Source organism: Arthrobacter sp. CAN_A6 (assembly GCF_015751715.1).
Classification (GTDB): Bacteria; Actinomycetota; Actinomycetes; order Actinomycetales; family Micrococcaceae; genus Arthrobacter_D.
In genome coordinates, this window is the sequence record NZ_JADOUV010000005.1 from 1 (window position 1) to 14,664 (window position 14,664).

Here is a 14,664-nt window from a genome sequence, read left to right on the forward strand (position 1 = left end):
ACGGGCCTGCCGGCGGGTACGACCTACTCGTACGCGTTGTTTGCCACTGACGGGCAAGGCAACTACGCCCCCGCAGCAACCGTCACCGTCACCACCGCCAAAGCGGTTGTCGCGGGGAGTCCGTTGTCGGCGGTGACGAATGTGACTGCGGTGCCGGAGGGCTCTTCAGGGGTGGCGTTGTCCTGGTCGAATCCAGCGACGTCGCTTTATAAAGGGGTGATGGTCCGGCGGAATAACGGGACGGTCGCGCCGAAGTCGGTCACGGAGGGCAGGATCGTGACGAACGCGTGGGCTCCGCGGACCACGGTGACCAATACGGGCCTGCCGGCGGGTACGACCTACTCGTACGCGTTGTTTGCCACTGACGGGCAAGGCAACTACGCCCCCGCAGCAACCGTCACCGTCACCACGACGGCAGATCCCAACGCGGTGCCCACGCTGAGTGATCAGAGAACCGTTCTCAGTGACAGAATTTCCGTCGCTAACCAGCAGTATGTCGATTCCCGTCCTTATGTCTCACTTCTTGCCCGCGCGGATGGATTGCAAGTAAAAGATGCAATTGCCGCTGGAATTGTCTCGCTGGAAGGGACTGCCGCGCTGGTAACTGCAGCGTCAACGCAGACTCTGATGACTGCTGCCGCGCAGGCGGTTAAAACCGAGAGCCTTCGTGCGGCTACCGTCAAGACCAGCGCAGAACAGCTCAAAATGACTAAGGACCTCAGGGGCATCCAGCAAGGAATAGCGACGACGGCTCTCACGGATTTGAATGCCGGACGAATCCCGCGAAGCACTTTTGAGGCGATTGAAACCCGCACTGCAGCGTTCACCACTCTGCTGGCCGCAGACACGGCAAGCCAGCTGAAGACGATCGGTGAAGCATTACCTGCTTCGGGGTTGCAAGCGCCGCAGTGGCGCGATGAGATGGAGACAGGCTCCGCGGCGGTTCCGGCTGCCCAAGGTTGGGTTGGCTTCTCAGGCGGCTGTGCGCTGCCGGTCGCAGAGGAAAAGTTCCTCCCGAAGTTACCGATCAGCGGGCCAGGAATCGCGACCAATAGCTCGCTGGTCGCCAGCGCCAACTCCCGCGGAGTTTCGAATCCCACGCTGTCAGGTATCCATGGGCAGATGTTGCGCGGCGCGACGGCGCAGGCAGCTGAGGTACTGACCCTTGAGCAGTTGCAAGGTAATTTCTCACCACGCGTCGCACGGCTAGGCTACGGCTGGCTCGAAGCGGCTGACACTAAAGCAGGCGATGCTTTGCGCGCCGACACCCATCGTGTGCTCGAAGCTGGTCCCGAATCCATGAACACCCTGACAGCTTCGCATCTGTTGCTCGCTGCAGCCACAGCAGCCGACTGGACGTCGTCGGAGGGTATGAAGGAAACGGTGCTAATCCGCTGGGTGGGTCCCCAAACCTGCCTTCAGGCGGATCGCGAAAATTTCGTAGATGCCCCTACCAACATTGCTGCGCTTCATAACTCGGCAACTTTCGTTGCCTCGGCGGTCTTCCTCGAGGATTCACCGGAGCAGGCAGCTGCACTCGCCAAGGAGTCCCTCGTTTCGATTCAGCCCGCACTCAACCTCATCACCGCTGATGGGGGGACAGGGGAGGGACCTGGCTACTGGACCTACCAGAGCCGCGCAATTGCTACTCTCTATTCAACGCTACCGAACGTCTATGAGACCAACCCGCTTCCCATGCCATCGCTGGCCGAAACGTCTGACTACGCGCTGAACAGTACTGGCCCTGACGGTCTGCCTACACCCTTTGCCGATGCCGAACCTAACGCCTTAAGCCCACTTATGCCTGCTTGGGACGCCTACGCGCGGAAGGACCCGGCTGTAGCCGCCTGGGTCTCGGACGAGCTGCAGAAAAAGCCCGATGCGTATCTGATGTGGTGGTGGACCGAGCCGGGCGCCCTGCCCGCCAAGCGCGACAGCCTGTACCCGCAGACGGGGCTTGCCGCCTTGCACTTGCCGAACGGAACGGCCACATTGAAGGGTGGGGACAACAGTGTCAACCACGCCCATCTGGATTTGGGCACAGTTTCCTTCTTCCGACGCGGCGTGCAGTGGGCGGTGGACCCCGGCGCGGAACTCAAAGCGCCAAGCGCGTACTACGGAGCCGCTACGCGTTGGAACTACTGGAAGCCCGGCACCAGCGCGCACTCCACGCTGACGGTGAATGGGGCCAATCAGCCGCTCACGGCGAAAGCGGCGACAACCTTGCCGTCGTCGTCGACCGCCGCCGTGAACATGGTCCAGGCGCTGCCGGGGGCAACTTCCGCCACCAGGACGGTCACCCACAACAGCGCAGACCTGATCGTCAAGGACTCCGTTCGTTCCAGTTCCGGTATGCAGCTGACCTGGCAATGGGTCACCGATGCCCGGGTGACAGTAGATGCCTCAACGAACCGGGCCGTCATGACGAAGAACGGGCAGACTGCAAATATGCGGTTCGACGGGGTTCCGCCAGGCTCCGTGCTTTCGGCTGTGACAGCCCCAGGAACAGGACCTGATGGCAGTGAGTTGACGGTCATCAAGCTGACCATGCCCGCAGTGACAAGTCTGGACCTTACCGCCACGATCCAGTAGCGGCCCGCTGCGTTGCTGTGCTCCCGTGCGGATTACAGCAACGCAGCATTTGTCAAGGTTTTCCTTCCCCCTGGCAATCAATAGGCTTAGTCTTGTGCCCAGTTGTCCGTGCCAGCGGACAGCTCCGCGGAGCCGCGCCACCGCACCGTACCAGCTACTGGCTTTGACCGAAGGATAAGACGATGTCGCCGCAGAACTCTCTTGATGCCCCACGGATGAAACGAATCGCCGCACTAGCACTCGCTGCGTCGATCAGCGTGGGTGCTGGCGTGGCGCCGGCCTATGCGAACCATGAAGATGGTGGCGCTGTACAAGAGCCGGGCGGCAACCAGTCCACCACGGATCCGCAGGCGGTCGAGGATGCAGTTGAGGACGCTGAGGAGGTGGTGGAAGAAGCGTTGGAGGAAACAGAAGAGCTACGGGACGAGCAAATAACTCCAGGACCAATCCCTTCGGAGACGCCTCCACCCCAGACTGAAGAGCCCGTCGAGGTGACCGTTCCCCCCACGGAGGCACCGGTTCCCGAGGTTGTACCAGCGGTTCCCGTTGAGCCTGCCCCTCCGTCCGAGCCGCCAGCACCGCCGCCACCAGCTCCCGTCGAGAACATTCCACCGCCCGCGCCCGTCCGGAACATCCCCGCCCCGCCGCCCGCGCCGGTGGTCAAGGCACCGCGACCGGTACCGGCAGTGGTACCGCAGAACGTCCTTCCTGCGCCGGCTCCCATCCCCGAGCCCCGCACGCCGCTTCCCGAACCTGTTCAACCCAAACCCCTTCTCGGCACCCTCTACGATCAGCCCCTGTTCGCGAGCCAGCCGGGGTTGGCCAACCAGGTGGTGCCGCAGGTAACGGGGGAGGCCGCACCGGAGGCGCAGGCCGGGCAGGTTCAGGCACAGGGGCAGTTGGAGCAGACATCCGGTCTGCAGCGGGGAACGCAGCTCATCCTCCTGGCAGCGGGTCTCATGCTGGCCAGCGCTGCTGGCGTCATCGGAGTTTCGCTGGCACGACGCCGGGCAGCGGGCAGCCGACAACATTAGGGCCGGCTTTCGGCGTGGTGCAACACTGTAACGCCTCCGCACGGAATGTCACCCTTACGCCCTACGGTGGAGGAATGCCCCTCACCGTCGGAGAACTCAGCGAATCCGCGCTGCTCAAGCGCATCTTCCCGCGCCTGCCGTCAGCTGCGAACACCCTCGTGGGGCCCGGTGACGACGCGGCCGTCGTCGCCGCCCCCGACGGGCGGACCGTCATTTCGATCGACACCCTCGTCCAGGACAAGGACTTCCGGCTGACACGGCCCAATGGATTCGTCACTACCGGGTACGACGTCGGCTGGAAGTCCGCGGCGCAGAACCTCAGCGACATCAATGCGATGGGCGGCAGGGCGACGGCAATGGTCGTGAGCCTTACACTGCCCTCCGAAACGCCGGTCGGCTGGGTTGAATCGCTTGCCGACGGGCTGGCCGCGGCGTGTTCCTACCTCGGCGCGGACGGTTGCGGCGTCGTTGGCGGCGATCTTGGCGGCGGCACCGAAATCGTCGTCACGGCGGCCGTTACCGGAAGCCTCGAGAGCCGGGCACCGATGCTGCGCTCGGGTGCTCGACCCGGCGACGTCGTCGCACTCGCCGGCACGGTGGGTTTCGCCGCTGCGGGGCTGGCCCTGCTGGAAGCGGTCGAGAACCTTGAGTCACTGGGCGACGGAGAGCTGGCGCTCATTGGAATCCAGTGCCGTCCTGAGCCGCCGCTTGAGGCAGGGCCGGCCGCGGCGGAAGCCGGAGCGACCGCGATGCTCGACGTTTCCGACGGCCTGGTACGTGATGCGGGGCGGATTGCCGAAGCCAGCGGCGTGCACGTCGACCTCGATCCCGAAGCGCTGCAGGCCTTCGCCGTTCCGCTGGAACAGGCCGCCCGTCTGCTCGACGCGGATCCGCTGCACTGGGTGCTCGGCGGCGGCGAGGACCACGGGCTGCTTGCCACGTTCGACCGAACCATTACCCTCCCGAACGGGTTTACTGCGATAGGCTCGGTAGCGGCAGGGACGCCTCACGTGACGCTTGGGTCACAGGCTCCGGCGTCCATTGGATGGGATCACTTTGCACATTAAGATCACCGCGAACGCAGCGGCGATGAAGCGGTGGTTGAGCAAAGCCGAAGAGTCCCTCGGCAACCATAGCGACCGCCTCAACGCCATCAACATCTTCCCCGTGGCCGACGGCGATACCGGAACCAACCTCTACCTGACCATGTGTGCTGCCTCCCGCGCGGCCCAGGAAGTGGAAAGCACCGACCTCGGGGAGCTCCTCGCAGTCGCCGGCCGCGCCGCAATGGAAGATGCCCGGGGCAACTCGGGAACGCTGTGCGCTGTGTTCCTCTCGGCACTCGCCGAGCCCCTGCACGGCGCCAACCGCCTCACCGCCAGGCTGCTGGCGTCGGCGCTGCACCGGGCCCAGATCCGCAGCTGGTCGGCCCTCAGCGACCCGGTACCCGGTACCATGCTCTCGGTCCTCGAGGCAGCCGCCAGGGGAGCGGGGGAAACCGCGGGCGCCCCGGAGAGCGATGACAGCAACCACGCCCTCGCGGAAACTCTGCACGCCGCAGTGGAGCACGCGCTCCAGGCCGTTATCCAGACCGAGAGCCAACTGGGTGCCCTGACGAAGGCGAAGATTGTGGACGCCGGCGGCGTGGGGTTCCTGCTCATCATGGACGCACTGCGTGCCTCATCACTGGGGGAGGAGCTCCAGGATGAACTGCTCGACGGGCTGCACGGCTACGACATCCAGGCCCCCCACCTCCACAACGGCGGTGACGCCGACGGCGTCGAGATCATGTGCACCATCGTCCTGAGTCCCCTCGACGCCGCGACCCTGCGTCTGCACCTCGACGAGCTGGGCGATTCGGTGATCATGAGCGCCGTCACCGAGGTCCCGGAAGGCTACCGCTGGCGGGTCCACGTCCATGTTCCGGACCCCGAGCCCGCGCTGAGACTCATCCACGAGGCCGGAGAACCGGTGAACATTTCGGTGACCCAGCTCGCCGCGCGCTTCCCGCAGGCGGAATCCGTCGGGGCGGGGGCACCCGCGCCTGAACGCTCCGGCGACCAGCGTGGCTGACAGCGCAGTGGCCGGCGTTTCGACGTCGGAGCTCGACGTGTCTCTCGAGCGGCACCTCGGACCTCCCGCCAAGCTCCTGGCGAAGCACCTGAACCTCCATACGGTGGGCCAGCTGCTCAACCACTTCCCGCGCAACTACCTGAAGCGTGGCGAGCTGACCCCCATCGCCGATGTGCCCGTGGACGAGGAGGTCACGCTGATCGCCCGGGTGCAGTCGGCCAACGCGCGCCGCATGCGCACCCGCAAGGGCATGCTCCTCGAGGTGATCATCACCGATGACGCCGCCGGCGGGATCGGACAGATGAACCTCACCTACTTCAACGGGTACGGCGCGGAGCGGGAGCTCCTGCCCGGAGTGCGCGCCATGTTCTCCGGCAAGGTCACCATGTACCGGGGGAAGCTCACGCTCACCAATCCGAAGTATGTGCTCCTCGACGACGACGATGACAACCCCGACTACGTGAACAAGCCGATCCCCGTGTACCCGGCGGTGGACAAGGTCAGCAGCGAGCGGATAGCCATGGCCGTGGGCATCATCCTCGACACCCTCGACCCCGCACACCTGATCGACCCGGTGCCCGAGGCCGTCGCCCGCCGGGACAAGCTGATGAGTCTCGCCCAGGCCTACGAACTCGTGCACCGCCCCGCCGTCGTGGAGGACGCCTACCGCGCGCAGCACCGGTTCCGCTACCAGGAAGCCTTCGTGCTTCAAGCCGCGCTCGCCCGCCGTCGGGCACTGACCGCGCGCGAGGAAGCGACGGCGCGTCCACCGCACCACGGCGGCCTGCTGGACCAGTTCGACGCCCGGCTACCCTTCACCCTGACGAACGGACAGCGGGAGGTCGGCGACGTCCTGGCCGCGGACCTGGCCGGGGACCATCCCATGAACCGGTTGCTGCAGGGCGAAGTTGGTTCCGGCAAAACCTTGGTGGCACTGCGCGCCATGCTGCAGGTGATCGACGCCGGGGGACAGGCGGCCCTGCTCGCACCCACGGAGGTGCTGGCTCTGCAGCACCACCAGTCGCTCACCCGCACCCTCGGCCCCCTCGCTGAGGGCGGGATGCTGGGAGGCGCGCTCGACGGCACACGGGTGGTGCTCCTCACCGGATCCATGAACACCGCCCAGCGCAAGAAGGCGTTGCTGGAGGCTGCCTCGGGCGACGCCGGCATCGTCATCGGCACCCACGCGCTGCTGTCCGAGAACGTCCGGTTCTTCGACCTCGGCCTGATCGTGGTGGACGAGCAGCACCGCTTCGGCGTCGAGCAGCGCGACCTGCTCCGCTCGAAAGCCGCCGCCTCACCGCACGTGCTGGTCATGACCGCGACACCGATTCCCCGGACCGTTGCCATGACGGTGTTCGGGGACCTCGAAATCTCGACCCTGACGGAACTCCCCGCCGGCAGGTCCCCCATCAGCACGCACGAAGTGGGGCTGGCCGAGCATCCCGCCTGGATCCAGCGCGTGTGGTCGCGGGCCCGGGAGGAGATCGACACCGGCCGGCAGGTGTACGTGGTGTGTCCGAAGATCGGCGACGAAGCGGGGACCGGAGGCGAGGACGGTTCGGCGCTGGAGCTGTACTCGCCGGACGTCCAGGCGGCGCCGTCGAAGCAGGAACTGACGAGCGTCGTCGAGCTCTACGGTTCCCTTGCTGAGGTTCCGCAGCTCGAGTCCGTGACGGCCGGGATGCTGCACGGGCGCATGGACCCGGCGGAGAAGGCATCGGTCATGGGCCGCTTCAACGACGGCGACCTCCAGCTCCTCGTTGCCACCACGGTGATCGAGGTGGGCGTGGACGTCCCGAACGCCACCCTGATGGTCATCATGGACGCCGACCGCTTCGGCATCTCGCAGCTGCACCAGTTGCGCGGGAGGGTGGGCCGCGGCGGTCATGCCGGCACCTGCCTGCTCGTCACCAGCCTCGAGGCCGACCACCCGAGCAGGGAACGGCTGGCCGCCGTCGCTTCCACCACCGACGGCTTCGAGCTCTCGCAGAAGGACCTCGAGCTGCGCCGCGAGGGCAACATCCTCGGCGCGTCGCAGTCCGGCGGCCGGTCGGCGCTGCGCTTCCTGAGGATCACCCAGCACGGCAAGATCATCGAGAAGGCGCGCAGCGACGCACAGGAGATCGTGGCGGGAGACCCGGAACTGGTCGGGTACCCCGGGTTGGTCAACGCCATCGAGCTGTACCTCAATCCCGAGAAGGAAGCCTTCCTGGAACGCGGCTGACTCCTCCGCGATCCGGCAGGTTCCTCCCCGATACAGTGGGAGGATGACGCGCATCATTGCCGGGGCTGCCGGCGGCACGACCCTGACGAGCGTTCCGGGATCAGGAACTCGACCCACCACCGACCGCGTCAAGGAAGCGTTGTTCTCGAGGCTCGACGCCTACAACGTGGTGCACGGTGCGCACGTTCTCGACCTCTTCGCCGGCTCCGGCTCGCTCGGCATCGAAAGCGCCAGCCGGGGAGCGGCCACCGTGGACCTCGTTGAGTCGGCGGACAAAGCCGCCGGGGTGGTCCAGAAAAACGCCGACGTGGTCAACAAGGTTCTCGGGTGGACCGCCGCACGGGTGCACCGTGCCAAGGTGGAGACCTACCTCACCCGTGCGGCGGACGACCTGAAATGGGACCTCGTCTTCCTTGATCCGCCCTACGACTTCGAAGAGACGCCGCTGATCGAGATCCTCGCGGCCCTCGTCCCGCGCCTTGCACCGGGCGCCGTCGTCGTTCTGGAGCGCTCGTCGCGGTCCGCCGAACCGCACTGGCCCGAGGGGCTGGAGCGGTTCGGTGACAAGAAGTACGGCGAGACGCGGCTGTGGTTCGCGGAGCCCTCAGCCCACTGACCACCGGCCGGCCGAACGCAGGAATGCGCTCGGCGTTTCGGCCCCGACGACGGACCCGCCGGACCCGGCGGGTCCGCTACGCCCGACGGGTCCGGACGAGCGCAGTGACGCCCGCGGCAAATCCGAGGAGTCCGGCCGCCAGGCCGGCCCAGCCTGCGGCGTTCGATCCGCCCGACACGGTGGATGGTGCCGGTTCGGAGCTGACGGCTTCGGCGCTTTCCCCGTCGGATGCTTCCTCCTCGGTGCCGTCCGCTGCGGCGGGTGCCGCCGCAGTGCCCCCGTGGTCGCTTTCTCCCTCTGCCGCCGTCGTCGTGGTGAAGGCCGGGGCGGGGCTCTCCGGTTCCTCCCCACCCTCCACCGTCGGCTCATCCCACGCGCGGACGGAGCCGTCCGTGTAGGACTGCACTGCCGGAAGGGTGACGACGGTGCCCGACTCGGGCAGGCGCCCCACGGAGATGGCGAACGTCTGGTACTCCTGCTGCGAGATCTCGGCTCCCTCTTCGGCGGTCCACACCACCGACAGCGGCGCGACGGTGACGGTGGCGCCGTCGGGCGTGGTGACGGGCTCGGGCAGGTCACCCGACACCACCTCGGCGGTCCATCCCTCGACCGGCTTGACGCGCACCGACGTGAACGGCGTCTCGGTCGGAAGCTGGACCTCGAGCTTGTTGGTGCCTGCCGTCTCCGACTCGTTGGGGACGCTGAAGGTGAGCTGCGAGTAGCTGTCCTCGGTGGTGGAGGCCGGAGCCACCGACACGTGTGCCGAGGCCGCGCCGACGCCGAGGGCCAGCAGGCCGACGGTGGTGATGCCGACCGCGCAGGTCGAGAGGGCGCGGCGGGCTGGGGTGTTCGAATTCATGGGATTGCCTTTCCGGGTGCGGCTCAGCTCCAGGAGGCTGAGCGCGCGAAATGATGGGTGGGTGCAGGAGATGCCCGCTGCACACCCCACCCTCGGACCGGTGTCCTCAGATCGGCAGTGCGCGCGGAAAGGAACGCTGCGGCGGCCCACGGAGCGCGGGTACAGCCGCATAGTGCCGGGGGAGGGGGATGAACACGGATCGTGACACCGTGCTGATGCGCGGAACGGGAACGACGACGGCGGGAGCCAGGCGCTGCGACAGCGGCCGGAGCCAGGCGCACAACAGCCCCAGTGCCGCTTCGCCGCGGGCCAGCATCAGGACCAGCACTGCGGTGGCGAGGAGGTGGGCAAGGAGCATCAGCAGCACGGTGGGCTCGTCGGCATGGATCGGAGCGGCCGCCGACGTCTGGCAGCTGATGGGTGCTGCTCCGTAGTGGCCCGTGTGCACGGGTCCGCTGGAGCAGACTGCGGCGGAGGAGAATGCGCTCAACCCTTCATGGAGGGCGAGCTGTCCTCCTCCCATCAGGGCGGCAAGCGAGGCGATGGGGCGGCGTCGAGTGGTGAGCGCGGCAACCGGGAGGAGGAGCAGTGCGCCCATCAGCAGCAGGATCGGCAGTGCGGGAAGGGTGCCCCCGGCAAGGACGTGAGACCCGATCCCCAGACACAGGATGATCGACGACACGGTGGTGCTGCGGAGAAAATGGGGAAGTCCCGGAGTGGACACGGAACCTCCTGAGGCTGGCTGATGGATGCCGGACCCGGTGAGTGGATCCCTATCAGGTTACTGCCAGGAGATGATCCTCGGGAGTGACCGCTGGTTATTCGCGGTGTGCCGCGGATCGGATTGCCCGATGGGCTGATGATTTTGCTGCGTTTCTTTCGGAATTCGTTCTGAGGCTGACATCGGAGCCGCTCCTTGACCCTGATGTCCTGCCCGTCCCCGCAGAGGGCTTTTCCCGCTTAGAGGCTTGCTGCCCGGTTGTCCGCGATCAGGACCGGAGCCTGAGCTCCGGCTGTTTCGTCATCCCGGCGGTCGAGTTCTTCCGTCAGTTCGGCCAGACGCGCCTCCGTTTCAGGATCGGGGAGCCCGTACTCGACGTATTCGACGTCCAGTTCGCGGTGGACCTTGCTGTTGAGAACTTCCACTTCAGTGCTGTCAAGGACGGTGAGGTCTTCCGGAAACTCTTCATCCGGCGTCAGGCAGCTCGATCTATTCATAGGTAACCCCTCTACTTCGACCCGTCACCGGAACCGCTTCACCCGCTCGTGCAGGCACCAGGATCCCGATGGCAGCGGCGATGGCCGCTTGTCCAATCAAACCATTTAGAAGTGGTTCCTGCCACCATTCCGGCCTCCATCCCTCAGGCGCCGGCCTGGAAGATTCTCAGGTCCGCGCCGGTCAGCACCGCGGCGGGGTGCGGACCCGCGGCGAGGAGCCGGTCCGTCCACTCGGCGGGCCATTCCCTGTTCGTCGCGGCGAGGACGATGTTCCCTGGGTGACTTCCCGAGAACATTTCGCGGTCCGCGAGCGCGGCGCCGTCGGCCGCAACGCTCGAGAGCTCGCTGCTCTGCTGCCGCGCGAAAGCCAGGGGAGGGTCGTCCCCCACATTGACCAGCACCACGCCGTCCGGACCGACCGTCCTCAGCAGTTCGCCGTAGAAGGCCGAATTGGCCAGGTGGCCCGGGGCATCGGCGCCGGCGAAGATGTCCAGCACGACGGCGTCGAAGCTCCCCGGGGCCATGGTGCCGGCTGCCGCACGGGCGTCGTCGAGAATGAGTTCGCACCGGGTTCCAGGGGTCAGCGGCATGTACTGGAGGACGAAGTCGAGGAGTTCGCGTTCGGATTCCGCTGCGGCCTGTTCGGAGCCGGGACGGGTTGCCTCGACGTAACGGACCAGTGTCAGGGCGCCGGCGCCGAGATGGAGCACCTTCAGGGGTTCGCCCGGTGGGCGCAGGAGGTCCAGTACGTTGGCGATCCGGCGAAGATACTCGTAGAACACCTGGTCCGGAGCGCGCAGGTTCACGTGGGACTGCTGTGCGCCTCCGATGCTGAGGATCAGCGCGCCTTCAATGAAGGCGTCCTCGTCGATCTCGGCCACGGTCCCGGCAGCCGCAAGCCACCGGGTGGGTACGGAGGCAGGGCTCACAGCTTCCCCTGCAGGGCGGAAAGGCGGGAGGCCGCCTCCTCCAGGACGTCGAACCTCTTGCAGAAAGCGAACCGCAGCAGGGAGCGAGTCCGTACCGCGCCGTCGGGGTGGCAGAACACCGGCACCGGGATGGCAGCCACGCCCGCCAGCTCCGGGAGCCGCCGGGCGAAGGCAACGGCGTCGGTGATACCGATGGCCGAGGTGTCGGCCGTGACGAAGTAGCCGCCCTGCGGCTGGTTGACGGTGAGGCCCGCGCTCAGCAGGCCCTCCGACAGCAGGTCCCGTTTGCGGCGGAGCGTCTCCGCGACGGAGGTGAAGAATTCATCGGGAAGCCCGAGGCCCAGGGCGACGGCTCCCTGGAAAGGGGAGCCCGAACTGTAGGTGAGGAAGGATTTCACCGTGCGCACGCGGGCCACGAGGTCAGCAGGGCCGCTGAGCCAGCCGATCTTCCAGCCGGTGAGGGAGAAGGTCTTGCCCGCTGACGAAATGGTCAGCGTCCGCTCCAGTGCGCCGGGAAGAGTGGCAATGGGAAGATGGGGAACCCCGAAGGTGAGGTGTTCGTAGACCTCGTCGGTGACGATCACGGCGTCGTACCGGGTGGCTAGCTCCACCACCTTCTCGAGCGCTTCCCGGCTGAACACAATGCCCAGGGGGTTGTGCGGGTTGTTGAGGACTACCACCCGCGTGCGCTCGCTGAACGAGTTCTCGAGGGCCGCGAGGTCCGGCTGCCAGTCCGGAGCGACCAGCGGGGCCGTGGTGTGCGTGGCCCCTGACAGGCCGATCACCGCTCCGTAGGAATCGTAGAAAGGCTCGAAGGTGAGCACTTCGTCGCCCGGCCCGGCGAAGGCGAGAATCGCCGAGGCGATGGCCTCAGTGGCACCGGTGCTGACGATGATGTCGGTCTCGGCATCGGGGGTGAGGCCGTAGAACCTCTCCTGGTGCCGGGCAATCGCCGTCCGGAGCACCGGCTGTCCCTTGCCGGGCGCGTACTGGTTCTCGCCGTTGCTGATCGCAGCCCGGGCGGCGTCGAGGATCTCCACGGGGCCGTCCTCGTCAGGGAAGCCCTGCCCGAGGTTGATGGCGCCGTGCTGCAGTGCCAGCCCGGTGATCTCCTCGAAGATGGTGACCCCCAGGTCGCCTCCCTCGGCGAGCAGGTTGGCGCCGCGGGCGGTGCGTTCCCACGGTTCCGGGACTGCGGAACGGGAGGTGCCGGCGGTTCGCGGGAGAAAGGTCATGCCTTAAAGTATTACTGCAATCGGCGCATCGGGGTGGAGGACAGTCCTGCGAGGTGGGTAGGTTAGGAGGATGCGCCGCGCCGTCTGCCCCGGATCCTTCGACCCCCTGCACAACGGCCACGTGGAGGTGATCACCCGGGCGGCCGGCCTCTTCGATGAGGTGGTGGTGGCGGTTTCGACGAACTATTCGAAGAAGTACCGGTTCGCCCTCGACGAGCGCCTGTCCATCGCGCGCGAAACCTTCACCTCCCGGCCGAACGTCTCGGTGGTCCCGATGGGCAGCGGGCTCCTCGCCGAATTCTGCAGGGAGCAGGGTGCCGGGGTGGTGGTCAAGGGACTCCGAACCGGCCGCGACTTCGAGTACGAGCTGCCGATGGCCATCATGAACCGGCAGCTGACCGGAGTCGAGACCGTCTTCATCCCGGGCGAGAGCAATTACCTGCACTTGTCCTCCACCCTTTTGAAGGAAGTGCAGTCCCTCGGTGGGGATATCGGGCAGTTCGTTCCAGAAGCGGTGTCGAGGCGGCTGACAGCAGACGACGGCGGCGCCTGAGTGCACTCCGTACTGGCCACGTTCAGATCGGGGAGGCACAGGCAGGCCGCAGCTGGGCCGCCGCGAGACCCACGGATTCCTCGACGAACCGGAAGAACCATTCCACGGGACCCAGGTCCGGCGCGGTCGGCACCATAAGAAAAGCCGCGTCCGAGCACTGTTGAAGATTGGTGAGCGATCGCACTGCATGGTAGCGGGACGTGACGACGAGGACTTTTTCCCAGCCGTAGTCCTGGGCGAGCCGAGCGACCGACCTGGCCTCGCCGCGCGTCGTCAGGGGTTCAGGGCTGAAGCAGATTCGAGAGGGTGCTGGGAGTCCGCACAGCTGATCGGCGTCGCTATTGCCGGGAAGCCCGGTCGACGAGAGAACGAGCAGCGGAGCGTAGCCCTCCTCCACGAGCCGTTTCCCTTCGGGTAGCCGTTCGGCCGACGCGCCGCCGAGGACCACGACGGCATCAGCGCGTTCCGGCTGCTGCACGGACGGGTTGTAGAAAAGGAAGTAGGCGGCGACGAACCAGAGCGTGGTGAGGATCAGGAGGAGTCCCAGTGCTGGCCGGACGAAGCGCCTGGGTCGACCGCTCCTGGCGCTCGGCGGGTCTGGACGTGTCACACGGCCGAGCCTACGCGGGGACCTTCCACGCAGGCTGGGAACTGCGGCACCATCCGTGCGTTTTGGGCTGGGCCGACAACTCAGGCTAAGATGATACGTCGGTCATATGTTCTACAGGAGTCACCATTAAAAGCGATCTCAGTTCGCCTTTGACATTCAGTGTCAGAGAGCTCGGGCGCAGCCCGGGCAGTATGCGGACAATCGAAGAACATGTTCCCGCGCCGAAGGATTTCTCAGTGGCGCTGATCGGTGTGCAGGAAGGTTCCGCAATGGACCTGAACCTACGCCTTGAAGCAGTCCACGAGGGAATCCTGGTGTCGGGAACCGCAGACGTCGAAGTTACCGGCGAGTGCGGCCGGTGCCTGGAGCCCCTCCGCTTTGACAGCGATGTGGACATCCAGGAGCTCTTCTACTACAGCGACTCAGAGTCGCTGTCGGCGGAAGAGGAAGAGGAACAGCACCGGGTCGAGAATGACGCGATCAACCTGGAGCCGGTGCTGAGGGACGCAGTGGTTACGTCGCTGCCGTTCCAGCCGGTGTGCCGGGAGGACTGCCAGGGTCTGTGTGCCGAATGCGGTGTGCAGCTGAATGACAATCCCGATCACCATCACGAGATTTTGGATCCTCGCTGGTCCGCCCTTTCGGGGCTGGCCGGCACTGCCGCTGAGAATGATGCGGCATCACGTAAAGAGTCGGACGAGAGAGAAGAGAGTTAGTC

General features: G+C 66.2%; 14 protein-coding genes. 8 read left to right on the forward strand and 6 right to left on the reverse strand.

Features of this window, described 5'->3' with window-relative positions; genetic code table 11:
- Positions 1-36: 36 nt before the first annotated feature.
- The 6 genes from IWX75_RS09690 (at position 37) to rsmD (ending at position 8,542) form a co-directional block, all read left to right on the forward strand.
- Positions 37-2,592: a heparinase II/III domain-containing protein gene (locus IWX75_RS09690; protein WP_196822069.1), complete on the forward strand. Its 2,556-nt coding sequence runs from the start codon at positions 37-39 to the stop codon at positions 2,590-2,592.
- A gap of 182 nt (positions 2,593-2,774) precedes the next feature.
- The gene (locus tag IWX75_RS09695; RefSeq protein WP_196822070.1) at positions 2,775-3,626 is read left to right on the forward strand and encodes a hypothetical protein; all 852 of its coding nucleotides are present in this window, start codon (positions 2,775-2,777) and stop codon (positions 3,624-3,626) included.
- 74 nt (positions 3,627-3,700) lie between these two features.
- Positions 3,701-4,693 (forward strand): thiamine-phosphate kinase, encoded by a 993-nt coding sequence (locus IWX75_RS09700; protein WP_196822071.1) that lies wholly within the window; start codon positions 3,701-3,703, stop codon positions 4,691-4,693.
- A gap of 22 nt (positions 4,694-4,715) precedes the next feature.
- Positions 4,716-5,699 (forward strand): DAK2 domain-containing protein, encoded by a 984-nt coding sequence (locus tag IWX75_RS09705; RefSeq protein WP_196822272.1) that lies wholly within the window; start codon positions 4,716-4,718, stop codon positions 5,697-5,699.
- Positions 5,692-7,926: an ATP-dependent DNA helicase RecG gene (locus tag IWX75_RS09710; RefSeq protein ID WP_334684241.1), complete on the forward strand. Its 2,235-nt coding sequence runs from the start codon at positions 5,692-5,694 to the stop codon at positions 7,924-7,926. Before IWX75_RS09705 ends, IWX75_RS09710 begins: the two co-directional genes overlap by 8 nt.
- A 43-nt stretch (positions 7,927-7,969) precedes the next feature.
- On the forward strand, positions 7,970-8,542 hold the full coding sequence (gene rsmD, locus IWX75_RS09715; RefSeq protein ID WP_196822072.1) for a 16S rRNA (guanine(966)-N(2))-methyltransferase RsmD: 573 nt from the start codon (positions 7,970-7,972) through the stop codon (positions 8,540-8,542).
- A 76-nt stretch (positions 8,543-8,618) separates the two neighbouring features.
- On the opposite strand, the gene IWX75_RS09720 is transcribed toward rsmD, so the two are convergent.
- The 5 genes from IWX75_RS09720 to IWX75_RS09740 form a co-directional block, all read right to left on the reverse strand.
- Positions 8,619-9,401, reverse strand: a complete 783-nt coding sequence (locus tag IWX75_RS09720; RefSeq protein WP_196822073.1) for a YcnI family copper-binding membrane protein — start codon at positions 9,399-9,401, stop codon at positions 8,619-8,621.
- Between the two features lie 106 nt (positions 9,402-9,507).
- On the reverse strand, positions 9,508-10,125 hold the full coding sequence (locus IWX75_RS09725; protein ID WP_196822074.1) for a hypothetical protein: 618 nt from the start codon (positions 10,123-10,125) through the stop codon (positions 9,508-9,510).
- A 236-nt stretch (positions 10,126-10,361) separates the two neighbouring features.
- Positions 10,362-10,619, reverse strand: coding sequence for a hypothetical protein (locus IWX75_RS09730; RefSeq protein WP_196822075.1), 258 nt, complete (start codon positions 10,617-10,619; stop codon positions 10,362-10,364).
- Positions 10,620-10,762: 143 nt separating this feature from the next.
- Complete coding sequence (locus tag IWX75_RS09735; protein WP_196822076.1) at positions 10,763-11,548, reverse strand: spermidine synthase; 786 nt, start codon at positions 11,546-11,548, stop codon at positions 10,763-10,765.
- On the reverse strand, positions 11,545-12,783 hold the full coding sequence (locus IWX75_RS09740) for an aminotransferase class I/II-fold pyridoxal phosphate-dependent enzyme (RefSeq protein ID WP_196822077.1): 1,239 nt from the start codon (positions 12,781-12,783) through the stop codon (positions 11,545-11,547). The genes IWX75_RS09735 and IWX75_RS09740 overlap by 4 nt, the downstream gene beginning before the upstream one ends.
- 70 nt (positions 12,784-12,853) lie before the next feature.
- On the opposite strand from IWX75_RS09740, the gene coaD reads away from it, so the two are divergent.
- On the forward strand, positions 12,854-13,336 hold the full coding sequence (gene coaD, locus IWX75_RS09745) for a pantetheine-phosphate adenylyltransferase (protein WP_196822078.1): 483 nt from the start codon (positions 12,854-12,856) through the stop codon (positions 13,334-13,336).
- Positions 13,337-13,358: 22 nt separating this feature from the next.
- On the opposite strand, the gene IWX75_RS09750 is transcribed toward coaD, so the two are convergent.
- On the reverse strand, positions 13,359-13,946 hold the full coding sequence (locus tag IWX75_RS09750; RefSeq protein ID WP_334684242.1) for a YdcF family protein: 588 nt from the start codon (positions 13,944-13,946) through the stop codon (positions 13,359-13,361).
- A gap of 191 nt (positions 13,947-14,137) precedes the next feature.
- On the opposite strand from IWX75_RS09750, the gene IWX75_RS09755 reads away from it, so the two are divergent.
- Positions 14,138-14,662 carry a YceD family protein gene (locus IWX75_RS09755; RefSeq protein WP_442858965.1) on the forward strand — a complete coding sequence of 175 codons (525 nt, stop codon included), beginning with the start codon at positions 14,138-14,140 and terminating at the stop codon, positions 14,660-14,662.
- The last annotated feature ends 2 nt before the right edge of the window (positions 14,663-14,664 follow it).